This window comes from Blastocatellia bacterium, from assembly GCA_035275065.1.
Classification (GTDB): Bacteria; Acidobacteriota; Blastocatellia; order UBA7656; family UBA7656; genus DATENM01.
Window position 1 is genome coordinate 70,647 of the sequence record DATENM010000046.1, and the last position, 23,909, is coordinate 94,555.

A 23,909-nucleotide genomic window follows, 5' to 3' on the forward strand; every position below is an offset into this window, starting at 1 on the left:
AGCGGTTTGAGCATGAAAGTCAGGCCGGGGCGGTCGCTCAATTGAACGGCTCGACCTTGATGCGCTTGCCCTCGATTCCGAACGACAAGTTATCCACCAGATTGCCATCGGCGATGATGAGTAATCAGATCATCATCGCGGGTGCCACCGTCAGGCGAATGCAAGCATTTGCCGTTCACCGCTCTCTGATCTCCGGCACTTCGACGATGTGATGATTGTCCGAGGGATTCTCGACGGCGGCAATCAGCGCGCTGATCATTTGCCGCAACGTCACCAGCCCCAGCCGCCGGGCCGACTCTCGCGTCGCGGGCAACGCCTCGAACAGCTTGTAAGCCGGCACCAGCAGATAAGGCCAGCGATGGTCGGGGCCAAGCACATACCACGGGCGCAGCACCGTCGCCCGCAAGCCGCTCTCGCGAATCAAGCGCTCGCCTTCCGAGCGCACCTCGATATACGCCTTCATCAATGGCGCGGGATGCGCCACGCTGACATAGACGAAGTGTTTGATGCCGGCGGCGACCGCTGCCGGGACGCTCTGCTGAATCGAGACCAGATCGATGGCGCGGAACTGCGCCGCCTTCGCCGGTGAAGGTTTCGGCACTCCGACCAATTGCACGAAGGTGTCGGCGGGGCGAATCTGCGCGGCAAAGCTCTCTTGATTGAGCGGGTCGCCGACTATCGGTTGACAGCCGGCGGGCAGTTTCGCCTGCGAGCCTTGACGCACGAGGGCGCGCACCGTGTGGCCGCGTTCGAGCAGTTGAGGAATCAAGCGCTGGCCGAGATAGCCTGTGCCACCGGTGATAAAAACGTTTCGAGAGGTCATTCAGGATTTCTCGCTTTCCTGCGCCGCAGCGGCGCGGCTGATGATTGTCCTCCGACCTTACGCAAAAAACCGGCGAGCAGATTGTCACCGCCGCACAGAACGGCTTGCCGCGCGGCGCGCTTTTCGATATATCCAAGGGGCGGCCCGCGCCGCAGACTTCATCTCTCATCCATCATCAACGGAGGACGAATGCGAATCACACGTCGAGGATTCATCAAACAGAGCGCGCTCGGACTTACATCAGCCGCACTTGCCAAAGATCAGCTTCTGGCTTACGGCAAAGCCAGGGGCGTGAAGTTCAAAGTCGGAGTGCCCGACTGGAACCTGCGACAGGAAGCCAAGCCGGAATCGATTGCGCTCGCCCGCAAGCTCGGTTTCGACGGCGTGCAGATCAGTCTCGGCGTGGGCAAAGATCGTCTGCCCTTGAGCGAGCCGGCAACACAGCAAACCTTCATCGCGGAATCAAAGCGCGTCGGATTGCCGATTACTTCGGTCTGCCTGAACATCCTGCACGTCAACTATCTGAAGAATGACTCGCTCGGCCAGCGCTGGGTGGCCGACGCCATCCCGATTGCTAAAACGCTCGGCGTGCGCGTCATCCTGCTGCCGTTTTTCGGGCGCGGCGCGTTGCAGACGGCCGCCGAGATGGATTTTGTCGGCGATGCGCTGCGCGAAGTCGCGCCGGCGGCAGAGCGGGCCGGTGTGATTTTGGGCCTCGAAGACACGATCTCGGCGCGTGACAACGTCCGCATCATGGAGCGCAGCCGTTCACGCGCCGTGCTGACTTACTACGATGTCGGCAACTCGACGATTGGCGGCTTCAACATCATCGAAGAGATTCGCTGGCTGGGGCGGGCGCGGATTTGTGAAGTCCACCTGAAAGACAACCCGCACTATCTCGGTCAGGGCAAGATCGATTTTACGGCAGTCGTTGACGCGCTCGCCGACATCGGCTACGACGGCTGGGCGCAACTGGAATGCGATGCGCCCTCGAAGTCCATCGAAAACGACATGCGCACCAACCTGCAATTCATTCGCGGCGTGATCGCGCAACGCAACGCGCGGAAATAATTCAACCGCCAAGACGCCAAGAACGCCAAGAAAGAAGCCGTGCGTTCTCTTGGCGTTCTTGGCGTCTTGGCGGTTAAACATCGCCGGGCCGTCCGGTCACTTCAAGATCGGCGTGACGGTGACTTTGCGGAACCAGACTTTGCCGTGATCGCCTTGCAGCATGATGGGGCCATCAGCGCCTTCGTCGCTGTCGAGCGCGCCGCCGGTGATGCCATCAAGCACGGCGTTATCCTGCACGGTCTGACCGTTGAGGACGACCGTGACGCGGTTGCCGACGATAACCGCTTCGACGGTCTGCCATTCGTCAGCCGGGCGACTGGCATTGATGCTCGGCGCGCGGCGGCTGTAGATGGCCATGTGGCCATGACTTTCGGGGTCTTTGCCGTAATCGTCCAACACCTGCAATTCATAACGCCCGCGCAAGTAGATGCCGCTGTTGCTGTCTTTTTCGAGCTTGTATTCAGCGCGCAGCTTGAAGTCTTTGAAGCGTTGCCGCGAGACCAGATTGTTGGCGTGAGGCGCATTGATCATCACTCCATCCTGAACCGTCCAGCCCGATGGCCTGCCCTGATGCTCGACGCCCCAGGCGTCCATGCTCTTGCCATCGAATAGCTCGACCGGCGTGCCGAACTTGTGTTTGGCGTTGGCGTCATAGCGGCCCCACTTCGGCGGGCGCACGCCGACCCAGTTGATGACCTCGTTGCCGCTGGTGATCTTGCCGACGAGCTTGCCGCCTTCGGCCCTGGCGCTGAACACTTGTTTAGAATTCGGCAGCGCAAATCGCAGCTCGCCATCCTGGATGGTGATGGCCGGCAGTTTAAAGACGCTGCCGCCGCGATTCAGAAACCACCCGGTTAGCTGGCCGCCATCGTTTTTGACTTCGAGCCAGTAGATGCGCCTGCCGTCGGCGGCGGTCGCCGTGATGTCCCACTTGCCCAGAAACGCTTTCTCTTGCGCCGCCGCCGGCACGGCCAGGGCAAGCATGAAAAGTAGCACAAGTAACTTTAGCTTCATCGCCTCTCCTGTCTGATGTTTCATCCCTCAAGCCAGCTCGGTGCGGCCCGGCACGGCGACCGGCGGCACCGCCAGCGGCCCCCATTCGAGCTTCGCCGGCATCAGCGATTCGGTCGAGTTGAGCGCCTGCTCCCAGGTGACGGCCTTGCCGGTGTAGCTTGACAGGCGGCCCATGATGGCGGTGAGCGTGCTTTCAGCGACCTGCTTCAGCTCGTTGATCTGGCGACCGGCGCGGATGCTGGCGATCAAATCGGTGTGTTCCTGCACGTAAGGCTCGTTGTCCTGCTGGCGCGGGAAGCTCCAGGCTTTCGCGCCGGTGATTTGATAGCGCGTGCCGGTGGCCAGCGTCGCCGCGCCCTTTGTCCCGACCAGCGCCTCGGAGACATTCTTTTCACAGCCATCGATCTGCCGGCACATGCTCATCAGGTGGGCGCCGTTTTCATACTCGTAATCAATCGCGAAGTGATCGAAGATGTGACCATAAGCCGGTTCGGTTCTCACCTGCCGCCCGCCCATGCCGACGGCCCGCACGGGATGCGCGCGCATCGCCCAGTTGATGACATCGAGGTTATGAACGTGCTGCTCGACAATGTGATCGCCCGACAGCCACGCGAAGTAGAGCCAGTTGCGCAATTGCCATTCCAGGTCGCTCCAGCCGGCCTGGCGGTCTTTCTTCCACAGGCTGCCTTGATTCCAGTAGCAGCGCGCCGCGACGATCTCGCCGAGAGCGCCATCATGAATCTGCTTCATGGCTTCGAGGTAGCCGGTCTGGTGACGGCGCTGCGTGCCGGCGACGAGGCAGAGTTTTTTGCCGTTGGCCGCTTCATAGGTTTCGAGCACGGAGCGGATGCCGGGGCCGTCAACGGCGACCGGCTTTTCGGTGAAGATGTTCTTACCGGCGGCGACGGCGGCCTTCAAGTGAATCGGGCGAAAGCCGGGTGGGGTCGCCAGGATGATGTAATTAGCGTCACTGGCAATGACTTTTTCGTAGGCGTCTAACCCAGTGAAGCAGCGGTCGTCGGTGACCGCGAGGTTGTCGGGAACCGATTTGGCGAGCGCCGCGCGGCTGCCGTCGATGCGATCTTTGAAGGCGTCACCCATAGCGAACAGGCGCACGCCGGGCGCGCTCTTGATGGCGTTTTCGGTCGCGCCGGTGCCGCGCCCGCCGCAGCCAATCAAGCCGATGCGGATTTCGTCAGAGCCCGCGGCATAAGCGCCCGGCAGGTTATTCCATGACATCAGCGTTGTCGCCACCGCTGCCGCGCTGGTCGTCTTCAAGAACTCGCGGCGCGAAGGTTGGTTTGTGTCGTTTATCTTTTTCATGCCGTCTCCTTTTATACCTTTGATCAAATGAAAATCATTGCCGTCGTTACTGGTCTACGGACAACGGGCAACCGGCAACTGTTAGCTGGTAACTGACCCCTGCTCACGGGCTTTGCCGGGTCACCCGCGAACGCAAGCCTTTCAGGTTGTCGTACTCTTCGAGCGGGCGAACGATGCGAAAGCCGACCGTGATAGCTTCGGTGTGCCACCAGATGCTCTGCGGGCGCTGCGGATCACGCTTGCTCCATTCGGGCGTCGAGGCGCGGCGCGCGGCGCTGCGCAGGCGGGCGGCGTCATCGTCCCACGAGCCGCCGCGCACCACATTCGGGTAACGCTTCTCGGTCGGCAGGCGCACAGGGTTCACCGAGCGGCCCAGCAGCGTCGCGTAAAAGTCTTTGTCATACTCGTCGAGCACCCATTCGGCGACGTTGCCATGCATGTCGTAGAGTCCCCACGCATTCGGCTGCTTGCGGCCAACGGCGTGCGGCTGCGCATCGGCGTTGTCGGCGTACCAGGCATACTCGCCGAGCTTCTTGGCGTCGTCGCCAAAAGCATAAGCCGTAGGCCGTTTGGCACCGGCGCGGCAGGCGTATTCCCATTCGGCTTCGGTCGCCAAACGATAGGTCTTGCCGGTGCGCTCAGACAGCCAGCGGCAATACTCCATCGCCGCGTGATGCGTCATGCTGATGGCCGGCATGCGCCCCTTGCCGAAGCCGAACGATTCGTCGGCGTAAGGCGGCGTCGGGCGGGTGACGGCGTCGGCGGTCGCAGGCTTCGCCGCCTGCGCCTCGCGCTCGTCGTTGAGGCTTTCGTTAAAGGCAAACTGGTCGTATTCGTCCCAGGTCACTTCAAACTTGCCGATCCAGAACGGGCGAATCTGCACGGCGTGCGGTGGCCCTTCGTCTGCGGCGCGTCCCGGCTCGGTCGCCGGGCTGCCCATGACGAACTCGCCGCCGGGCACCGGCATCATCTCAAATCTGATGCTGGTGCCGGGGATGGTTTCGTTGTAGGGCCGCATCTCCGACGGCTTGAGCTTTTGTGATGAATCTTCCGCAATGGCCGGATGCGGCAGGTGGCCAAAGGCGGTCAGCAGCACGAGCAGCAGATGAACTCCACACAAGACGAATCGTCGCATCAGGCTTGTCCCCGGAACCGCATCTGGTTTATCAACTAGACCGATCTGGATTTTGCGCAATGGCTGAGAGCAGACGAGTCATAGTAATCGGACTGGTGCTTGCCGCCCTGCTTGCGAGCGCGGCGGCAGGCCAAACCTCTTCGCCATCGCCGATGGGACTCAGCCGCTTTGAATTTGCTCAAGCGCACATGGGCACGCAGTTTCGCATCATCCTGTATGCCAGGGACGCCGAGATTGCGGCTAAGGCTTCCACCGCGGCCTTCGAGCGCATCGCGCGGCTCGATGCTACCATGAGTGATTATCGTGAGACCAGCGAGCTGATGATGGCCTGCAAACAGGCGGTGCGCCGCTGGGTGCAACTGAGCCCTGACCTCTTCCGCATCCTCGCTCTGTCGCAACAGATGGCGCGCCGCTCAGGAGGAGCATTCGACGTGACGGTCGGGCCGGTCGTGAGACTCTGGCGGCGGGCGCGGCGGACGAATGCGTTGCCGGATGCAAAGAAATTAGCCGCGGCGCGGCAACAGGTGGGCTACCGGTGGCTGCGCCTCGACGCCCGCCGCCAGGCGATGCGACTGGAGAGAAGCGGCATGCGGATCGATCTCGGCGGCATCGCCAAAGGCTATGCGGCTGATGCGGCGCTGGCGGTCTTGAAAGCTCACGGCATTGGCATCGCATTGATCGCCGCCGGCGGCGATATTGTCGCGGGCGAGACGCCGCCCGGCTCAAATGGCTGGACGGTGGCGGTGCGCGCGCTCAGCTCGACGGACGAAGCGACAATGATTCACCTGCGGCTGGCGAACGCGGCGGTTTCGACTTCGGGCGACGCCGAGCAGTTCTTAGAAATCAACGGCGCGCGCTATTCGCACATCATTGATCCGCGCACCGGCCAGGCGCTCACCACTCGGCACAGCGTCACGGTTGTTGCGCCGAGCGGCACAGCGTCCGACGCGCTCGCCACGGCGGCGAGCGTGCTCGGAGTAGCGCGCGGCCGGCGGCTCATTGACCGCACCCCAGGCGCCGCCGCGCACATCGAGCAGATGCGCGGCGACCGCATCTTAGTCAGCGAATCGAAACGCTGGCGCGACGTTCCGCAAACGCCCGTGAGATAGCATCCTTGCCGCATTCAATTATGGTGGCGCAGCAACCGTCGCCTTGAAGTTTGACCATAACGATCTGGATTTGAGAGAATGAGTTGTCGGCAGCCAAGTTGATTCAGGCGGCTTGCAAAGCGTAATTGAAATCTTTTACTATACCGTCTTTCGCGCCGCGGCTATTGAGGCGTTAAGCCGTACGAGCGAAGAGGTTCGACCGGGCCGGTAGCTCAATTGGCAGAGCAACAGACTCTTAATCTGTGGGTTGAAGGTTCGATTCCTTCCCGGCTCATTAATCAATTCAAAGAAAAAGCGGCATCAATCGTTGGTGCCGCTTTTTCTTTGTGACCGTATTGTGCGGTGGCCATTCTATCATCCGGACGGCGCGCTCGACGGCGACGCCGCCTATTCGCTTGCCGCTAAATGTGATAATCTGAGCCCTACAATGTTTAAATTCTTGCGGCACGTGAGACCTATCTCTGTTAGGTGCGCCTGGGAGATTCGGGTTGTATCAAGCGTCGCGGCGTGCTTAGGCATGCTGGCCGCAGCAAGCGCGCCCGCAAGCTTGCTCTCTATACGCGTCTGCGCGCAGCAGACGGCACCGTCGCCACCGGTTGTCGTCCAACCGGGTGCGCCAGGGAAACCGACGCGGACGCTGCCCCCGACGACCAGGGCGACACTGCCGCCCGCCTCCGCCGCCGATGTGCGGTTCATGCAAGGCATGATTATGCATCACGGGCAGGCGGTTGAGATGACGGCGCTAATCGAATCGCATACCGGGAATAAGGACCTGAGGTCGCTGGGTGCGCGAATCAGCCGGTCGCAGTCCGACGAGATCAAGTTCATGAAACGATGGTTGGTGGCGCGTGGGCAGCCCATATCGGAGGCGATGCCTGACATGCATCACATGAAGATGCATGACATGGATCACACGAAGATGGCGCACGAGCCGATGGCGCTGATGCCTGGTATGCTGACCCCTGAGCAGATGGCGGCACTCAGGAAAGCTAAGGGCGAGGAGTTCGATCACCTGTTTCTGACAGGGATGATTCAGCACCACGGCGGCGCTTTGACCATGGTGAAAGAACTGTTCGATACCGCAGGCGCAGGACAGGACGCTGAACTATTCAACTTCGCAACCGATGTAGACAGCGGCCAGCGCGCCGAAATCCGGATCATGCAAAACATGTTGGAGAGAAACCCTGTAAAGGAGAGACGATGAATCGAGTACATATCCTGGCTTTCCGTTTACTCTTAGGCTCCCTTCTTTTGTGGCCATGTTTTGCCGGCCAGATCGAGGCGCAAACGCCTCCGCCTCAGGAGGCACCGAAAGCAGCAAACCCTGAGCAAAAGAAAGCAGAGGAGGACCCGTTTGCGCCTGAGCCGGCGCCGCCGCTGCCTGCCGGCATGACCGGCTCAGATCAGAACGACCCGCGATTCAAACTGAAACCGGGATTTTACGACGCCGGAGAAACATCGCTGGGCCTGAAGCACCTCCAGCTCCTCAAGAAACCCGATGCGTTTCAACTCGACTTTGATCCGAATAATCCAAAAGTTCAGAAGACCCTGGGAATGCTCGGCATTGCCGACCCCTCGAAGATGCCGAAGCCGATGCAATTGGTTATTGCGCAACTGGCGTTTGCAAACTCGGACCTCGCTTTCCAGGGGCACCACCTGTTCCAGGGTAATTTTTATGGCGTCAATATCTATGACATCTCCAACCCGGCGAAAGCCCAGTTAGTGACGTCGATGATTTGTCCGGGCGGACAGGGGGATGTGTCGGTTTACAAGAACTTGATGTTCATGTCGGTCGAACAGCCCAATGGCCGCCTCGATTGCGGCACGCAGGCATTTCCGCCCCCACCGCCGCCGGCCCCCGACGAGGAGAAAAAGTTTAAGCCCCCCGCGCCGCAAAAAGAGCGGTTCCGCGGCGTCAGGATTTTCGATATATCCGACATTCGAAGTCCTAAGCAGATCGCCGCCGTGCAAACCTGCCGCGGCTCGCACACCCATACGCTGGTCGTCGATCCGAAGGATAAGAACAACGTCTACGTCTACGTATCCGGCACGTCGTTCGTGCGCCAAAGTGAAGAGCTGGCCGGGTGCTCGGGTGAAGCACCGGATAAAGACCCGAACACGTCGCTGTTTCGCATTGATGTCATCCAAGTGCCGCTGGCGGCGCCGCAGGATGCCAGGGTGGTGTCCAACCCTCGCTTGTTTATGAATGCCCGCACCGGCGCGCTCAACGGCTTGAGCAGTGGTGGCAGCCACGGCAAAGACGACGAGGCGAAGCCCGCCGACAGCAACCAGTGCCACGACATTACTGTGTACTCGTCGCTTGGTTTGGCGGCCGGCGCCTGCTCCGGAAACGGCATCTTGCTCGACATCAAAGACCCCGTGCATCCGAAGCGCCTGGACGCCGTCAATGATCCGAACTATTCGTACTGGCACTCGGCCTCTTTTTCAAACGATGGGGAAAAGGTCGTCTTCACAGATGAGTGGGGCGGCGGACTGGGGGCGCGTTGCCGTCCCAACGATCCGAACAAATGGGGCGCCGACGCGATCTTTCATTTGCAGAATAACAAGCTGCGTTTCGCGAGCTACTACAAGCTGCCCGCCGCACAGGGCGACACCGAGAATTGTGTGGCCCACAATGGCTCGCTCATTCCGGTTCCCGGTCGGGATATCGAGGTGCAAGCCTGGTATCAGGGCGGCATCTCGGTGATGGACTTTACCGACGCGGACCATCCGGTTGAAATTGCCTATTTCGACCGTGGGCCGATTGATCCGCACATACTGGTGCTGGGCGGCGACTGGTCCGCCTACTGGTACAACGGTCACATCTACGCTTCGGAGATCGCCCGCGGGCTGGACATCCTGGAACTGAGCCCAAGCCAGTTTCTGACCCAGAATGAGATCGATGCCGCGAAAACCGTGCAAGTGGCTGAGCTCAACGTGCAGAACCAGCAGCGGATTGAGTGGCCGGCGCAGCTGGTCGTCGCCAAAGCTTATCTGGATCAGTTGGAGCGGTCGCAGGCGCTGCCGGCGGACCAGATCGCCGCCGTGCGGAAGCAGATTCAAAGCGCCGAGAGCTCACATCTGAATCGAACAGAGCTCGCAAAACTTCAGCGCTTCGCGCCATCGCTGAAAGAAAGCGCCCGAACGACCAAGAATGCCGCGGACGCGAAGCGATTGCAGGCCCTGGCGGAAATCCTCCAGCGACCCGCAAAGTGAGCCGCCGGCCGCAATGGGCCGCACCCGAATGACGGCATAGCGTTGTTGGTGTGCTGAACCTGAGTGCGGGCGTCACGGAGAGCGACGCGAATGGCGCAAACGCTTTCAGAACCACCGCGGTTGCGGCTCGCGGTCTTGCTCGTCGTTGGAGCCCTGGCGGCAGGCGGCGCACTCTGGCTTGGCGACCACCGAAGCGCCGTGCGGGATTCGGGAATCCTTATCGCAATTCTGATGGGCACCTACTTCGTGTGTTGGTCGTGGGCGCTGTTCCAGTACCTGCGATGGCGCGACCGCAGACCTACGGTGGCAGCGGCCAGACCGACATACCCGGACGAGTTGGAAGGAACCATCTATGGGCTCGCCCCAGGCGGCGAATATCGGGTGATGCAGCCCTTCACGGACTATTACGGGAATGAGTTTAAGGGTGGCGAATTGCTGCGGTTCAGGGAGCGCCATTTTCTGCCCTACGACGGCGGCCACACGATTGTCTTCGATGAGCGGCCGCTGTATTTGCAGGAGACCCGGAATGAGGCCATTCTGGCGCACTTTTCGGAATACATCGCCCGCATCGAGCGATAGCGTCTGACCCGATATTGAACGACTGCGACCCCTTTGACGTTTAAAGTCACAGTAGAACATTGAAGTCATACTCGCCGTATTCTTTGGAAGCTCAGGAGGGCAAATCATGTTCTGTCCACAATGCGGCACCAGCCAAGGCGATGAGTTGAAATTCTGCAAATCCTGTGGCGCTAATCTGTCGGCGGTACGTCAGGTGGTCACGACCCGCGAGGCCCCGGAGAAATTCGACTGGAACAAGACCTGGGTTGCGGAGATGCTTCTTTCAGAAGAGGAGAAATCGAAACGCAAACAGGGACGTGAAGGCAATCTCTATGCGGAATACCTGCGCTACAAAGAAATCAAGGCGGGTGTCATTACCAGCTTCGTTGGCATCGGCGTAATGATTTTTCTCTATGTGCTTATGCAAGGCATCATTTTAAGTGGCCAGACCGCACCGGGCGATGCGGAAATTCTCAGTCGCATCTGGATTGCGGGACTGATTCCGTTTTTCGTTGGCTTAGCTCTAATCATCAACGGGGTCTTCGTCAGCAAAAAACTGATTGAAATTGCCAAACGAGAACTGCAAGGAACCGAACCAGCAAAGCGACTGGCAAGCCCTGATGAGCTAAAGTCTGTTTCCGGTGATTGGGATGAGACGGGTTCGCCTAAACCAAGTGTGACCGAGCATACGACGCGGCAACTAGAAAACTCGCGTCAAAGGGAATAAGCCGCAACCAGGTCATCGGGGTTTCGCGCCGCCCTTGAAGTCTGCCAGGCGGCTGACCATCTCCGCTGAAGCGGTCTCGTCGCCGGCTCAGGGACTCGCTACCAGCCCGCTCTTACATTTCCGGCCGGCCTGTTAATCATCGGGCTTCTGTCTACTTTCCGAGCGAAGCCACCACCCGCCTGCTCAGATCACCGATGAAAAGCGCCATCTTTACGGTTTCTTTATGGACTCTTTATGCCTTCCTTATGCGCTCCTTGATATCCTTCGGGTACTGGGCGATTCAACGCGCATGAGATCGAATCGCGCAGGGTAGCTTTCCGGGGTTGCGCAACGAGGGGGCATGCTGTCAGTTGGCCGCGAGCTATACATCCAAGATCAATCAGTCACCTGTCTTGAATGTGACTGGCGAGGGCTTGGCGCACAGTTATCCACCGGTCATCTACCGGCTCAAGGGATGAAGGCTTATGTCTATGCCTATCGCTGCGCGCTCTGTGGCTCGTTCGAGGTGCGCCGCCAAGCAAAAGTTCTCGCCTTCCGGCGGCCCGCGAAAGCGGGGGGGCTCGAAGCGCCGCAGAGATTAATCAGAAACCGAGTCTAAGCAAGCAGATTATGTCCTCTTTGAAATCTCCCAACCGCGTTCGTGTGGTCGTCGCCACGACGGTCATGCTGTCGTTCATCTCGTTCTGGCGAGCGGCGGCCATCGTCTTGAACGACCTCGGGTCGTCGGCCTTCTACGTCGGCGGCATCTCGGAACAGTTCATCGGCAAGGCCGCGCCCTGGTTCGTCCTCGGCGTCATGCTATTCAGCTACGCGGTGCGCGCCCTCTACATCGAATCGTCAACCATGTTCACGCGCGGCGGCGTCTACCGCGTCGTCAAAGAAGCCATGGGCGGGACGATGGCCAAGATCAGCGTCTCGGCATTGATCTTCGACTTCATCCTGACCGGGCCGATATCGGGCGTTTCCGCCGGCCAGTACATCGTCGGCCTGGTCGCGCAAACGCTCACCTACTTCGGCCACCCGTGGCAGCCATCGGGTGAATTGACCAACCTGCTGGCGGCGGGGCTCGCGGCGCTCGCGACACTCTACTTCTGGTGGCGCAACATCAAAGGTATCCACGAATCCTCAGACGACGCGCTGCGCATCATGTACATCACCACCGTCATGGTCGTCATCATGATCGGCTGGAGCCTGATCACGTTGATCGAGCGCGGCGGGCAGATGCCGCCGCTGCCCTCGGCGGACAATCTGAATTTCGCCGGCGCGCCCGAACACGCCCTCGGCTGGCTCGAACCCTGGCGCTGGTTTGTTGCTGATGGAGAGCGCTTCCGCATCGCCGCCAGTGCGCCGTCGCTGATCGGCGTACTCGGCATCCTGATCGCCTTCGGCCATTCGGTGCTGGCCATGAGCGGCGAAGAGACGCTGGCGCAGGTCAACCGCGAGCTGGAACATCCGAAGCTCAAGAACCTGAAGCGCGCCGGCTGGGTGATCTTCATCTATTCGCTGCTGTTCACCTCGCTGGTCAGCTTCTTTGCCGTCGCCATCATCCCGGACGACGTGCGCGGTCAATACCTCAACAACCTGATCTCCGGCCTCGCCATCAACTTCGTCGGGCCGGGCTATTTGAAGCTGATCTTTCAAGCGTTCGTCGTGATCGTCGGCTTCCTGATGTTGTCGGGCGCGGTCAACACGGCGATCATCGGCTCGAACGGCGTCTTGAATCGCGTTTCCGAAGACGGCGTGCTGACCGATTGGTTCCGCGCGCCGCACAAGAAGTACGGCACCACCTATCGCATCGTCAACCTGATTGCCATTCTGCAACTGGTGACGATTCTCGGCTCGCGCGGCAACGTCTTTGTGCTCGGCGAAGCCTATGCCTTCGGGGTCATCTGGAGCTTCACGTTCAATGCGGTCGCGACGCTGCTGCTGCGCTTCAAACGACCGGAAGCGCGCGAATGGAAAGTGCCGCTCAACCTGAAACTCGGCAAGGTCGAGATACCTGTCGGCTTAATTCTGACGGCGCTGATTCTGCTGTCCATCGCGCTCACCAACCTGTTGACGAAGAAGATCGCGACGCAGGCAGGGATTACGTTCACGCTGGCCTTCTTCATCCTCTTCACGATCTCCGAGCGTCGCAACCGGCGCAAGCAAGATTTGACGCTCGCCAAGCTCGACCGCTTTCAGTTGCAGCACAGCGAGATTATCAGCCAGGAGGCGGTCGGCGTGCGACCGGGCAACGTGCTGGTGACGGCGCGCGATTTCAACACGCTGGCGCATCTTGAATACGCGCTCGATCACACGAACACGGAGCAGCAAGATATTGTCGTGATGACCGTGCGCTTGATGACCGGCGACAGCAGCGAGCGCGGCTCGGTGGACGAAAACCTGTTTGCCGAATACGAGCAGCGTTTATTTACTCGCGTGGTGGCGCTGGCGGAAAAGCATGGCAAGCCGGTTGACTTGTTGATTGTCTCGGCGGCCAACGTCTTCGACGCCGTCGCGCAGACGGCGGTGCGTTTGGATTCGGCGCAAATCATCGCCGGGCTGTCAGCGAAGATGACGGCGCAGGAGCAAGCCCGCGAGCTGGGCCGCGCCTGGGAGCGGCTGGTCGAGAAGCCGCGCCGCCAGGTCGAGTTTCATGTTACCGGCCCTGGCAATCAAGAACATATCGTCTACCTGGGCGCGCACGCGCCGCGCCTGACGAAAGAAGACCTCGGCCTGATTCATGAGATATGGTTGCAGGTCAGTCAAACGCCGGCCCGCCAGCGCGTCCATCACCGCGATGTCGTGCGCGTGGCACTGGAGCGATTGAAGCGTGACTTGAAGGGGAAAACGGATGTGATGCTCGATTTTTATAGGCAGGAGCGTCAGGGTGAGCCCGATCCCCATGCCAGGTCTGAGATGAGTGAGCCAGAAAGTTCTCGGCTAAAGTAACGCGCCGAAGCCGCCACGCCAGCCGCAACGCCTCGGTTAGACCGACCCAGGCGAAGCAGGCGTTCGTCTGGGCATCCGCCTGCGGCGGCGAAACGCCAGAGCGCAGGCGAGCGCGCTGCCGGGCAACACCAGCGCGCTCGTGATAACGGCGAGACCCGCGACGGCCTGCGGCGGCGCGAACGTTGGATCGGTCGTCGCTCCGGGTATGTACGGCGGCATGCGTCCGAGGTTGAAGAGGAACCACGCCGCCGCATAGCCCAGCACGAAGGTCGCCAGGACTGCGAAGGTCACTGTGGCGTGATAGCGCCTGGTGCTTCGCCGAAGGGACTCTGCCGCCACCCAGCCCGCCACCGCAGGGGGAATCCAGAAACCGACAAGGACGATAAGGCTGGGGAGGCGATCAGGGAGCAGGAGGGCGAGTGCCAAAGCGATTAATCTCATCATGACACCTCCGAAGTCTTGTGGCCTAACGCCCGCGTTCAGCGGGGCTGCGAGCGACACTCAAGGTATGAGGAGAAGTGTGCGGCGCGGCCTCCGCTGCAATGCCTTGTTAGACGCGGCTTGCTGGTCAGGCAAATACTAACCGTCGCCCTTTCGGCTCTGGGATCGGGTCGCCAAATTCTCTGGCTGTGTCTATCCATAGCTCGATTGCTTGATTGATATTCCTTAAGGCGTTTTCCTGAGTGTCACCATGAGCCATACAGCCCAGCAATTCAGGCACCTCGGCAATATAGGCATTATCGTTGTTGCTCCAATAAAGAATGATCTCGTATTTGTTCATTCGTCGCCTCCTGCCAGATTATACTTGAGAATCACGCCTCGGACTTGGCGCACCTGATAGGACTTAGCTTTGTTGCCTTCTCGTTGCAAGTTGATCTTTTCTTCAACGCCTTCCTTTCTGAACAGGTGATGACTGCTGCGAATACGCTCGTCAAAGCCGAGCCGCCTGAGTAGGTCATCAAAAGTGATGTTGGCATCTGAAGCGCCACGCAAAATCTGAGTTAGCAGTTTTTCATATTTACCCATGCAGTTTTTATCGTACAATCACACGCCTTGCCGCGTCTAACAGGTGATTAGCTGCCGGCGATGAATCTGTATCCTACCCACGGCTCAGTGATGATGTAACGCGGGTTCTGAGGGTCGGGCTCAATCTTCCGCCTGAGCTGATTGATGAATACCCGCAGGTACTCGGTCTGCTCGGTTGACTCTGACCCCCACACGGCTTGCAGTAGCTTGCGGTGCGTCACCACCTTGCCCGAATTGCTGGCCAGGTACTTGAGCACCTCGAATTCTTTTGGCGTCAGCTTGATCTCAGCCCCCGACAGCGTTACCCGGCGCTCGTTGGCATCTATGGTTAAATCGCCGACGTTCAACACTGCGGCATCCGCATCTATGGTAAGCGAGCGCCGCAGCACCGCGCGCACACGCGCCAGCAATTCGTCTAAGCTGAAAGGCTTGGTCACGTAATCGTCAGCGCCCATGTCGAGGGCGGCGATCTTATCGCTTTCCGCCCCTTTCGCCGACAGCACAATGATCGGCACTGACGAAAAGTCGCGCACCCGCCGGCAGACTTCCAGGCCGCTCATCTCCGGCATAGCCAGATCGAGGATGACGAGATCGGGCGCTTGTTTGCGGATCTCGTCAAGCGCCTGTTCTCCGCCGGCAGCGGTCACGATGTTGTAGCCGCGCGCCGGCAAACTGGCGCGCATCACCCGCAAGATTTGCGGTTCGTCGTCAACCACCAGGATCACCGGCTTATCTATGCTCGATGGGTTGGCCATAGCCCTGCGTCTCCGCTCCGGCTGTTATCTTTAGCCATTCTCCGCCGGGACGATACTCGCCTCAACCTTTTTCGACTCCGCCGGGATGGCGAAGGAAAAAGTGGCTCCCTGACCAAAGCGGCTATCCACCCATATCCTGCCGGCGTGGGCTTCGATGATCCCTCGGGTGATCGCCAGGCCCATGCCTGTGCCGCTGGTCGGTGTTCCCGCCGCGTGTGTGCCGCGATAAAACTTATCGAAGACGTAGCGGGTTTCTTCGGGGGCGACGCCCATCCCCTGGTCTTTGACGCTGATGATCAACTCGCCATCCCGCACGCTTCCGCTGAGAGTGATTTCGCTGCCGGCGGGCGAATACTTGGCGGCGTTCTCGACCAGATTGGCTAACGCTTCGGCAATCAATCGCGAGTCGACATTGACCGAGAGCTGACTATCATCCGACTCAATACGCACGCGATGGTTGCGCAACGCGGTGGCCGTGCGCAGCAGGACGTTATTGATGATTTCCGCAAGCGATTCCCATCGCCGGGCGATTTTCAGCGCGCCGGCTTCGATGCGCGCCATCTCCAACAGGTTTTGCACCAGCCGGGTCAGACGGTTGACCTCTTCGCTGATGATCGAATGAAATTCACGCAGGGCGTCAGGCTCCCAGGAGATCGTTTCTTCTAACAGGCTATCAACCGCCGCGCGGATGGCCGTCAGCGGCGTGCGCAGGTCGTGCGAGACAGAGGCCAGCACCGCCGACTTGAATTCGTCGCTCTGTCTGAGGGCTTCGGTGCGGCTGACTTCTTTGAGAAAGCGCGCCCGTTCAAGCGCCAGGGCGACCAGCCCGGCAATCGCTTCGATGGTGCCGCGCTCGATTTCAGGCGAGGACGAGACCATCACGCCGATGGTTTTGACGCCGATCTTCAAGGGCGTATAAGCAAGGCCGGGACGCGCGGCGACGCGCAACGGTTCGCCGAGTTGAAAAACTCTTTCGACCGTAGACTGCGCGATTGAAGTTGAATCATCGCCGGCAATCGCCACACGGTTCCACTGGCCGGCTTCGGGCAAGAAGACGGCGCAGTAATTGAAATCGAAGACCTCGACGACCTGGCGGGCGACCGATGACACGGCGGTTTCCGAATCCGGCGTGGCGATGATGGCGCGGCTCAGTTGATATAACTTCCAGACTTCGTCGCGCCGTTTGTCTGCCTCGTTGGCACGCGCCCGCGCCGCCGCCGAAAGGTGACTCGCGGTGACGGCGGTAACCAGAAACGCGAATAACGCCACCCAATTCTGCGCGTCATAGATGGTCAGCGTACCGAAAGGCGGCAGGAAAAAGAAGTTGAAACAAAGCATGCCAAGCACCGAGCCGACAATGGCCGGGCCGAGGCCATACATCGAAGCGACCGCCAGCACGATGAGTAAAAAACTGAGAGCCACAGTCGTCGCGTTGACGCCGGTGATCATCGCCTTATAAAGCACGGTCACGAAAGCGACGCCGCACAGCGAGACGCTGTAACCGAGCCAATTCTGGCGTAAGCTCATCATTAGGCTTTGAGTATCACACCATAACCGGCGTGGCTCAACCGCTTCAACGGCAAGCCTCCAGGCATCACCGAGCTTGACGCCTGAATGGCCAGGTGCGCCGAATGAGCCGGTTGAAGTATGATCAACGCGGCGGACGACTCGTACTAATTTGGCTTTCGGAGGGATGCTTATGTTGCGCAAGATCAAGCTGCTGGCTTTTGCCGTAATCCTGCTCGGCCTGTTCGCGCCACTCGGTCATGCCCAGGAGCCACACGAACACCAACACGCAGAGGGCGAAAAACTCGGACAGGTGCATTTCCCTGTCTCTTGCGACCCGAGCTTACAAGGCGAGTTTGACCGCGCCGTGGCGATGCTGCATTCGTTCTGGTACGAGCGGGCCGCTGAGGCTTTTGCCGAGATCGCCAGGAAAGACCCTTCCTGCGCCATGGCCCACTGGGGCATGGCGATGACCATCTACCACCCGCTCTGGGAAAAGCCCGGCGCCGAGGCGTTGAAGAATGGTAGTGCTGCCGTCGGACGGGCCAGATTGATTACGGCAAAAACCGAAAGAGAGAAAGACTACATTGCCGCTATCGAAGCCTTCTACAAAGACTACGCGGACGTCGATCATGTGACGCGCACCCTGGCCTACGAAAAAGCCATGCAGCAGTTGCACAGCCGCTTTCCCGAAGACCACGAGGCGACGGTCTTTTATTCGCTGGCGCTGCTCGCTTCGGCGCAGGCACAGCCGGGCGATAAAACCTACGCGCGAGAAAAACAGGCTGCCGCGATGCTCAATCAAGTCCTCGCGGCGCAGCCGGAACATCCCGGCGTTACGCATTACCTGATTCACGCCTACGATTCGCCGCCGCTCGCCAGTCTGGCGCTCAGCGCGGCGCGCGGTTACGCCAAAATCGCGCCGTCCGTGCCGCACGCGCTGCATATGCCATCGCATATCTTCACACGCCTCGGCCTCTGGCAAGAGTCTATTCAATCGAACCTCGCTTCAGAAGCGGCAGCCAGGCGGTTCGCTGTCGAGATGCACCTGGAGGGCGCGTGGGATGAGCAGCTTCACGCGATGGATTACTTGATGTACGCCTATCTGCAAAGCGCCCAAGACCAGCGGGCGAAGGCGCTTCTCGACGAGCTTTATCACATCCGCAAGACGACGCCCGAGAGTTTCAAAGTCGCTTATGCATTCGCCGCGCTGCCGGCCAGATACACGCTGGAGCGGCGACGCTGGGCAGAGGCCGCCGCCCTGCAAGCCTACCCAAAGGACTTTCCCTGGAGCCGCTTTGCCTGGGGTGAAGCGACCCTCTATTACGCGCGCGGGGTCGGCGCGGCGCGCAGCGGCGACACGGCGACGGCTCGGCAGAGCGTCGAGCGCCTGGCGGCGCTTGAGAAGGCCCTGCTCGAAGCCAAAGACCGTTACTGGGCCAATCAGGTCGCCATCCAACGCCTGACCGCGTCGGCGTGGCTGGCCTACGCCGAAAAGCGCAAAGCCGAAGCGTTGAACCTGATGCGCTCGGCGGTCGAGATGGAAGAGGCGACAGAGAAGCATCCGGTAACGCCGGGGCCGGTGGTGCCGGCGCGCGAGATGCTCGGCGACCTGCTGCTTGAGATGGGCGAGCCGGGTCAGGCGGCGAAAGCCTATGAGGCGGTGCTTGCGGTCGCGCCAAACCGTTTCGGCAGTCTGCTCGGGGCGGCGCGCGCCGCAAAACAAATGCGGGATACCGCAAAGGCGCGAAGCTTCTATTCACAGCTTGCCGCCATCTGCGACCACGCCGATGGCGAAAGAGCCGAGCTACAAGAAGCCAGACGCTTCCTGCGCGCGAAGTGATCAAGCCTGACGCCTTAACCATGGCATGACGATGCTTGACTTATGTTGCATGGCTCGTGAAGAATAAGGCGGGACGAGGAGGTTGGACGCCTCGTCATGCGATTGTTTTTTGAAGCGTTTGATTTATCGTGCGCCCGTAGCTCAGTCGGATAGAGCACCTGCCTTCAAACAGGAGCCTTTGCGCGGAATTGCACCGGGTCTGCTCGGCGCTGCCCAGCAGTTTCTGGTTGAACGCGCAAAGTGGACGGCACTGTATCGGTGAAACCCCTAACGTGAAGGCGAGGGCAACACCGAGGAAACCTGAGGCTCGGCAAAGGGATCCGTAGAGACTATACGTGCCGGGGCTGAGATGCCCAAGATATAGTCCAGACCACAACGGGATAAGTTCATCCCGCTTCGGGAAACCGAGGGTGGTAAGCTAAGCAGGGGGTCGCAGGTTCGAGTCCTGCCGGGCGTACCACATTCTGATCACGCTTGCCGTCCCGCGTTGTCGAGCATGGATGTTTCGGCCTACGACGTTCTCGCCACCATCGCCATTGCGTTCCTCGCGCGGAGGCGCAATAAGCGTCCTCGCTGCCGCCGACTTCTTTTTTATTCCGACTTCGGTCTTCTGACTTCTGACTTCTGACTCCTGACTCCCTTCTGATTATGCGATTACGAGTCGTCACCTATAACGTTCATCGCTGCCGCGGCATGGATCGCCGCATCCGTCCGCGGCGCATCGTCGAGGTGCTCGGCGAGATCAACGCCGACGTGATCGCTTTGCAGGAAGTCCTGTCGATTCCCGATGGCCGGCCCGAAGACGATCAAGCGCGCTTCATTGCCGAGCAGCTCAAGCTATTGCACACAGTCGGCGGCACGCGGCGGCTGCGCGGCGGCATTTATGGCAACGTCATCCTGAGCCGCTGGCCCATCCTGGCCACACACAATTACGACATCAGCGTACGCGGGCGCGAGCAGCGCGGCTGCCTGCGCGCCGATGTCGAAGTGGCCGGCAGCCGATTGATGCATGTCTTCAACGTCCATCTCGGCACCGCTTATCTTGAGCGGCGGCATCAGGGGCGGCGCTTGATTGACGAGGCGATTCTCAATCATCAAGAGCTGGCCGGGCCGCGCCTGATGCTGGGCGATTTCAACGAGTGGACGCGCGGGCTGGCCTCAAAGCTGCTGGCGTCGCATCTGGTGAGCGCCGACGTGCGCCTGCACTTGCCGCGCTCGCGCACCTATCCCGGGGTGCTGCCGCTGCTGCACCTCGATCACATTTATTATGAGGATTCGTTACAGCTCGAAGCCATGACCCTGTTCCGCAGCCGCCTGTCGCTGCTGGCATCGGATCACCTGCCGCTGGTCGCGGATTTTCAGTTGCCGACAGTTTGAAACGGGAAAGCGGAATCGGATGTAGCGCAATCTAACAGATTGCGCATTGACTCGCGCAATCTAACAGATTGCGCTACACGGCAAACACAATCAAAAACCGCTCTATGGGGTCGGGTCGCGGCGCGGCGCGGCAAGGCTGGCGATCACCACCGCCAGCTCAATCGGGTCGGCAGGTTTGGCAACATGAATCTGGTAGCCGGCGGCGAGCGCCCGCATGCGGTCATCCGCGCGCGCATAAGCCGTCAGCGCCACTGCCGGCGTTTTGCCGCCGCGCTCCGGCGCCAGCTCGCGTATCCGCCGGATCATTTGATAGCCGTCCTCGCCGGGCATCTCGATGTCGCTGACCAGCACGTCGGGCAACCACTCGTGAAAGGCAGCAAAGGCTTCGGCGCTCGAGGCGCACACCTTTACCTCGGCCCCGAACTGCTCGATCATCGTCTGTAGTAGCGTGCGGCTGTCCGATTCGTCCTCAACGACCAGCACCTTCAGGCCCGTCAGCTCGGGGGCCTTTTGCAAAGGCGAAGCGGCGTGCGCGCCCGGCGTCACCGACTCGCTGTCGTCGCGCCCGGCGTGCAGGGGCAGCAGCGGCATCCTCACCCTGAAGGTTGAGCCCTGTCCCTCGCCGCTGCTCTCTGCCGTCACCGTGCCGCCATGCAGCTCGACCAGATGGCGAACAATCGCCAGCCCTAGCCCCAGGCCACCATGCAGCCGCGTACTCGTCGAATCGCCTTGCCTGAAGCGGTCAAAGACGTACGGCAGCAGGGCGGGCGTAATCCCCTGCCCGGTGTCGGCGACGACGATCTCGACCTGCGAATCGGCGCGCTCCAACCGCACCTGTATGCGCCCGCCGCGCGGCGTAAACTTGACGGCGTTCGAGAGCAGATTCCAGACAACCTGTTGCAGGCGACTGGCGTCGCCAGAGACAGGGCCGGCGTGCGGGTCTAACACAGCCTGCAAGCGGATCCCTTTGGCCTCTGCCGCCGGGCGCACCGAATCAAGCGCCGCGTCAATGATCGCCGCCAGGTCTACGGGCTGCACCTCAAGCCGCAGCTTGCCGGTGATGATGCGCGACACGTCGAGGATGTCTTCGACGATCTGCGCCTGCGCCTTGGCGTTGCGCTCGATGGTCTCTAACGCTCGCGCCGTCGTCGCCGCATCAAAGGTGCGGGTGCGCAGCATATGTGACCAGCCGACAATGGCGTTGAGCGGCGTGCGCAGCTCGTGCGAAACGGTCGCCAAAAATTCATCCTTGGCGCGGTTGGCGTTTTCGGCTTCGGCGCGGGCGCGGTGCGCTTCGGTAAACAGCAAGGCGTTATCAACCGCCAGCGCCGCGCGCCGCGCCAGGTCTTCGGCGAGCGCCAGGTCGGCGGGCGTGTAGGCGGCGTGCGCTTCCGAAGCGATGAACGTCATGACGCCGAGCGCGCGGTCACGCGCCGCGAGCGGCACCAGCATCGCCGATCTCAGGTGAGCGGCGCGGAGAAGCTCAAGGTGGTCCGCATCGCTCGCCATTTTCGCAAGCAGCGCGTCGTCGACTTCCGGGTAATATTCCGAGCGCCCGGTGCGCAGAATGTTCGCCACCCCATGCGGCGCGTCCGGGTCAGGCGGATAGCGCAAGCCGATCTCTTCGGCCCATGCGCCCTGCTTCGGGTCTACGTGGGTGATGGCGAGTTGCTTGAGGTGCTTGCCGTCTTCGGCGATATGCACAATGCACCAGTCGGCCAGATGCGGCACGGCCAGCTCGGCGACCCGGCGCAGCGTCAACTGGTAATCGAGCGACGAGGCGAGCGTGGCGCTGGCGGCGGCCAGAAAGCGCGCCTGCTGCTCGCTGGCCTCGGTGGCGGCCAGAAAGCGTGCCCGCTCTTCTTCGGCGCGCTTGCGCTCAGAGATGTCCATGGTCACGCCGCGCATGCCGGCGGGCTGGCCCTGCTCGTCGTAAATCACCACATCGTGGGTCTCGACCCAGAGCGCCCGCCCATCCTTCGTCAGCCAGCGGAACTCGTTGACGCCGCCGCCGGCGGCGAAGTTCTCAGCCGCTGTGCGCGCCGCCCGCTCGCGGTCTTCGGGGTGGACGATGGTCAGCCAGAAATTCGGCGTCCGCTGCCATTCCTCTGTGCTGTAGCCGAGCATGGTTTCGACGTAGTCGCTGACGTAGTTGATGCGTTGCGAGGCGGCATCGGGCTCGCCCCAGGCTTCCCAGACGACGCCGGGCACGTTGGCGACGACGTTGTTCAGGCGCGTGCGCTGGCTTTCCAGCTCGGCCATCAAACGCTCGCGCTCGCGGTCGGCGCGCTTGCGCTCGGTGATGTCGCGGGCGATGGTCGAAGCGCCGGTGAGCGTGCCCGCCGGGCCTTTGATCGTCGAGATCGTCAAGGCGACATTGACGCGCTCGCCGTTCTTCTTAACCCGCACGGTTTCGTAATGCTCGATCCGCTTACCGCTTTTCAACTGCTCCATGATGTGGTCAATGTCGTCGTCGGCGGCGTCGGCCAGCAGGCGGATGTGCTTGCCGATCACCTCTTCGGGGCGGTAGCCGTAGAGCCGCTCGGCGCCCGCGTTCCAGCTGACGATAGTGCCGTCCAGCCGTTTGCCGATAATCGCATCGTCAGACGTTTCGACAATCGAAGCGACGAACGATAGCGCCTCTTCGACCCGGCGGCGCTCGCTGACATCGCGGAAGACCAGCACGACACCCGACAACTGACCCTGTTCGTCGCGGATGGGCGCGCCGCTGTCGTCAATGGGAATCTCGCTGCCGTCTTTGCGGATCAGCACCGTATGATTGGCCAGCCCGACCACGATGCCTTCGCGCAGCACGCGGGTGATGGGGCTTTCGACCGTTTGACGCGACTGCTCGTTGACGATGACAAAAACATCGCTGGCCGGCTGGCCGATGGCTGCGCCGCGCGGCCAGCCGGTCAGCGTTTCAGCGACCGGATTCAGGAAGGTCACGCGCGCATCGAGGTCTGTGGCGATCACCGCATCGCCGATGCTGCCCAGCGTTGTCGCCAGCAGCTTGCGGCTCTCGTCGGCTGAGCCGGCGCTCTCTTCGGCGCGCTGCCGGGCGCGCCGCATCAGCTCGATTAAGATCGAGATGAAGAGGCACAGCAACAGGTAGACGATGATGTTGGTGAGCACGTTAGAGGAGGACAGGGGGGCCGGCAGCAACCAGGCAAAAACCGCGATCATGCCGCCGGCTACAGTCACGAGCAAGGCCGGCCCCAGGCCATAAGCTAATGCCGTGACGGTGACCGCCATCACAAAAAACACGAACGGCGCCGAGTAGCCAAGAACCGGGCTGAGCGCCCAGCGTAAGAGCGCCGCGATTCCCGTCATCCCGACAGCGTTACCGTAGCGCCACCAGGCCGGGCGCCCCGCTTTCGGCATCCGCTTTCTCTCTCGCAAGCTCATCGTCAACTCATCTCAATCGCCGGCTACAGCCGTAATCACGCCGACATGAAATCTGTAAAGAAGATGTTCAATTAGGTGATAGCG

At 60.8% G+C, this 23,909-nt stretch carries 19 protein-coding genes and 2 tRNA genes; 11 read left to right on the top strand and 10 right to left on the bottom strand.

Annotated elements, in window-relative coordinates:
- Positions 1–175: 175 nt before the first annotated feature.
- Complete coding sequence (locus tag VJ464_10280; GenBank protein HKQ05510.1) at positions 176–823, bottom strand: NAD(P)H-binding protein; 648 nt, start codon at positions 821–823, stop codon at positions 176–178.
- A gap of 189 nt (positions 824–1,012) precedes the next feature.
- On the opposite strand from VJ464_10280, the gene VJ464_10285 reads away from it, so the two are divergent.
- Complete coding sequence (locus VJ464_10285; GenBank protein ID HKQ05511.1) at positions 1,013–1,894, top strand: sugar phosphate isomerase/epimerase family protein; 882 nt, start codon at positions 1,013–1,015, stop codon at positions 1,892–1,894.
- Positions 1,895–1,990: 96 nt separating this feature from the next.
- Here the strand turns inward: VJ464_10285 and VJ464_10290 are convergent, their stop codons facing one another.
- From VJ464_10290 to VJ464_10300, 3 genes are all read right to left on the bottom strand, one after another.
- The gene (locus VJ464_10290; GenBank protein HKQ05512.1) at positions 1,991–2,908 is read right to left on the bottom strand and encodes a DUF1080 domain-containing protein; all 918 of its coding nucleotides are present in this window, start codon (positions 2,906–2,908) and stop codon (positions 1,991–1,993) included.
- Positions 2,909–2,935: 27 nt separating this feature from the next.
- Entirely contained in the window at positions 2,936–4,231 is a 1,296-nt protein-coding gene (locus tag VJ464_10295; protein HKQ05513.1) for a Gfo/Idh/MocA family oxidoreductase, read from the bottom strand.
- 103 nt (positions 4,232–4,334) lie between these two features.
- Positions 4,335–5,366, bottom strand: a complete 1,032-nt coding sequence (locus VJ464_10300) for an SUMF1/EgtB/PvdO family nonheme iron enzyme (GenBank protein HKQ05514.1) — start codon at positions 5,364–5,366, stop codon at positions 4,335–4,337.
- A 59-nt stretch (positions 5,367–5,425) separates the two neighbouring features.
- Here VJ464_10300 and VJ464_10305 point away from each other — a divergent pair, with 59 nt between their 5' ends.
- The 7 genes from VJ464_10305 to VJ464_10335 all read left to right on the top strand — a co-directional run bounded on the left by VJ464_10305 (position 5,426) and on the right by VJ464_10335 (position 13,910).
- Entirely contained in the window at positions 5,426–6,475 is a 1,050-nt protein-coding gene (locus VJ464_10305; GenBank protein ID HKQ05515.1) for an FAD:protein FMN transferase, read from the top strand.
- A gap of 201 nt (positions 6,476–6,676) precedes the next feature.
- A tRNA-Lys gene (locus VJ464_10310) sits at positions 6,677–6,749 on the top strand.
- A 243-nt stretch (positions 6,750–6,992) separates the two neighbouring features.
- Positions 6,993–7,679, top strand: coding sequence for a DUF305 domain-containing protein (locus VJ464_10315; GenBank protein ID HKQ05516.1), 687 nt, complete (start codon positions 6,993–6,995; stop codon positions 7,677–7,679).
- Positions 7,676–9,691 carry a hypothetical protein gene (locus VJ464_10320; protein HKQ05517.1) on the top strand — a complete coding sequence of 672 codons (2,016 nt, stop codon included), beginning with the start codon at positions 7,676–7,678 and terminating at the stop codon, positions 9,689–9,691. Before VJ464_10315 ends, VJ464_10320 begins: the two co-directional genes overlap by 4 nt.
- Before the next feature lie 90 nt (positions 9,692–9,781).
- Entirely contained in the window at positions 9,782–10,270 is a 489-nt protein-coding gene (locus tag VJ464_10325; protein HKQ05518.1) for a DUF3601 domain-containing protein, read from the top strand.
- Between the two features lie 106 nt (positions 10,271–10,376).
- Positions 10,377–10,976 (top strand): hypothetical protein, encoded by a 600-nt coding sequence (locus tag VJ464_10330; GenBank protein ID HKQ05519.1) that lies wholly within the window; start codon positions 10,377–10,379, stop codon positions 10,974–10,976.
- A gap of 609 nt (positions 10,977–11,585) precedes the next feature.
- A complete protein-coding gene (locus tag VJ464_10335; GenBank protein ID HKQ05520.1) occupies positions 11,586–13,910 on the top strand; it encodes an APC family permease in 2,325 nt (774 codons plus the stop codon).
- 36 nt (positions 13,911–13,946) lie between these two features.
- On the opposite strand, the gene VJ464_10340 is transcribed toward VJ464_10335, so the two are convergent.
- From VJ464_10340 to VJ464_10360, 5 genes are all read right to left on the bottom strand, one after another.
- On the bottom strand, positions 13,947–14,354 hold the full coding sequence (locus VJ464_10340; GenBank protein ID HKQ05521.1) for a hypothetical protein: 408 nt from the start codon (positions 14,352–14,354) through the stop codon (positions 13,947–13,949).
- A gap of 124 nt (positions 14,355–14,478) precedes the next feature.
- Positions 14,479–14,691, bottom strand: coding sequence for a type II toxin-antitoxin system HicB family antitoxin (locus tag VJ464_10345; protein ID HKQ05522.1), 213 nt, complete (start codon positions 14,689–14,691; stop codon positions 14,479–14,481).
- Entirely contained in the window at positions 14,688–14,936 is a 249-nt protein-coding gene (locus VJ464_10350) for a type II toxin-antitoxin system HicA family toxin (GenBank protein ID HKQ05523.1), read from the bottom strand. The genes VJ464_10345 and VJ464_10350 overlap by 4 nt, the downstream gene beginning before the upstream one ends.
- Before the next feature lie 47 nt (positions 14,937–14,983).
- The gene (locus VJ464_10355; protein HKQ05524.1) at positions 14,984–15,691 is read right to left on the bottom strand and encodes a response regulator transcription factor; all 708 of its coding nucleotides are present in this window, start codon (positions 15,689–15,691) and stop codon (positions 14,984–14,986) included.
- Between the two features lie 30 nt (positions 15,692–15,721).
- Complete coding sequence (locus VJ464_10360) at positions 15,722–17,221, bottom strand: ATP-binding protein (GenBank protein HKQ05525.1); 1,500 nt, start codon at positions 17,219–17,221, stop codon at positions 15,722–15,724.
- Positions 17,222–17,390: 169 nt separating this feature from the next.
- Here VJ464_10360 and VJ464_10365 point away from each other — a divergent pair, with 169 nt between their 5' ends.
- The 3 genes from VJ464_10365 to VJ464_10375 all read left to right on the top strand — a co-directional run bounded on the left by VJ464_10365 (position 17,391) and on the right by VJ464_10375 (position 20,417).
- Positions 17,391–19,040 (top strand): hypothetical protein, encoded by a 1,650-nt coding sequence (locus VJ464_10365; protein HKQ05526.1) that lies wholly within the window; start codon positions 17,391–17,393, stop codon positions 19,038–19,040.
- 130 nt (positions 19,041–19,170) lie between these two features.
- Positions 19,171–19,251: transfer RNA gene (locus VJ464_10370), tRNA-OTHER, on the top strand.
- A gap of 437 nt (positions 19,252–19,688) precedes the next feature.
- Positions 19,689–20,417 carry an endonuclease/exonuclease/phosphatase family protein gene (locus tag VJ464_10375; GenBank protein HKQ05527.1) on the top strand — a complete coding sequence of 243 codons (729 nt, stop codon included), beginning with the start codon at positions 19,689–19,691 and terminating at the stop codon, positions 20,415–20,417.
- Between the two features lie 102 nt (positions 20,418–20,519).
- Here the strand turns inward: VJ464_10375 and VJ464_10380 are convergent, their stop codons facing one another.
- A complete protein-coding gene (locus VJ464_10380) occupies positions 20,520–23,801 on the bottom strand; it encodes a PAS domain S-box protein (GenBank protein ID HKQ05528.1) in 3,282 nt (1,093 codons plus the stop codon).
- Between the last annotated feature and the right edge of the window lie 108 nt (positions 23,802–23,909).

Coding starts and splice junctions, on each gene's coding strand:
- VJ464_10345 (HKQ05522.1), bottom strand. CDS start 14,691: ATGAACAAATACGAGATCATTCTTTATTGGAGCAACAACGATAATGCC.
- VJ464_10305 (HKQ05515.1), top strand. CDS start 5,426: ATGGCTGAGAGCAGACGAGTCATAGTAATCGGACTGGTGCTTGCCGCC.
- VJ464_10365 (HKQ05526.1), top strand. CDS start 17,391: ATGTTGCGCAAGATCAAGCTGCTGGCTTTTGCCGTAATCCTGCTCGGC.
- VJ464_10330 (HKQ05519.1), top strand. CDS start 10,377: ATGTTCTGTCCACAATGCGGCACCAGCCAAGGCGATGAGTTGAAATTC.
- VJ464_10360 (HKQ05525.1), bottom strand. CDS start 17,221: ATGATGAGCTTACGCCAGAATTGGCTCGGTTACAGCGTCTCGCTGTGC.
- VJ464_10315 (HKQ05516.1), top strand. CDS start 6,993: ATGCTGGCCGCAGCAAGCGCGCCCGCAAGCTTGCTCTCTATACGCGTC.
- VJ464_10300 (HKQ05514.1), bottom strand. CDS start 5,366: ATGCGACGATTCGTCTTGTGTGGAGTTCATCTGCTGCTCGTGCTGCTG.
- VJ464_10285 (HKQ05511.1), top strand. CDS start 1,013: ATGCGAATCACACGTCGAGGATTCATCAAACAGAGCGCGCTCGGACTT.
- VJ464_10295 (HKQ05513.1), bottom strand. CDS start 4,231: ATGAAAAAGATAAACGACACAAACCAACCTTCGCGCCGCGAGTTCTTG.
- VJ464_10320 (HKQ05517.1), top strand. CDS start 7,676: ATGAATCGAGTACATATCCTGGCTTTCCGTTTACTCTTAGGCTCCCTT.
- VJ464_10290 (HKQ05512.1), bottom strand. CDS start 2,908: ATGAAGCTAAAGTTACTTGTGCTACTTTTCATGCTTGCCCTGGCCGTG.
- VJ464_10380 (HKQ05528.1), bottom strand. CDS start 23,801: ATGCCGAAAGCGGGGCGCCCGGCCTGGTGGCGCTACGGTAACGCTGTC.
- VJ464_10355 (HKQ05524.1), bottom strand. CDS start 15,691: ATGGCCAACCCATCGAGCATAGATAAGCCGGTGATCCTGGTGGTTGAC.
- VJ464_10325 (HKQ05518.1), top strand. CDS start 9,782: ATGGCGCAAACGCTTTCAGAACCACCGCGGTTGCGGCTCGCGGTCTTG.
- VJ464_10350 (HKQ05523.1), bottom strand. CDS start 14,936: ATGGGTAAATATGAAAAACTGCTAACTCAGATTTTGCGTGGCGCTTCA.
- VJ464_10340 (HKQ05521.1), bottom strand. CDS start 14,354: ATGATGAGATTAATCGCTTTGGCACTCGCCCTCCTGCTCCCTGATCGC.
- VJ464_10280 (HKQ05510.1), bottom strand. CDS start 823: ATGACCTCTCGAAACGTTTTTATCACCGGTGGCACAGGCTATCTCGGC.
- VJ464_10375 (HKQ05527.1), top strand. CDS start 19,689: ATGCGATTACGAGTCGTCACCTATAACGTTCATCGCTGCCGCGGCATG.
- VJ464_10335 (HKQ05520.1), top strand. CDS start 11,586: ATGTCCTCTTTGAAATCTCCCAACCGCGTTCGTGTGGTCGTCGCCACG.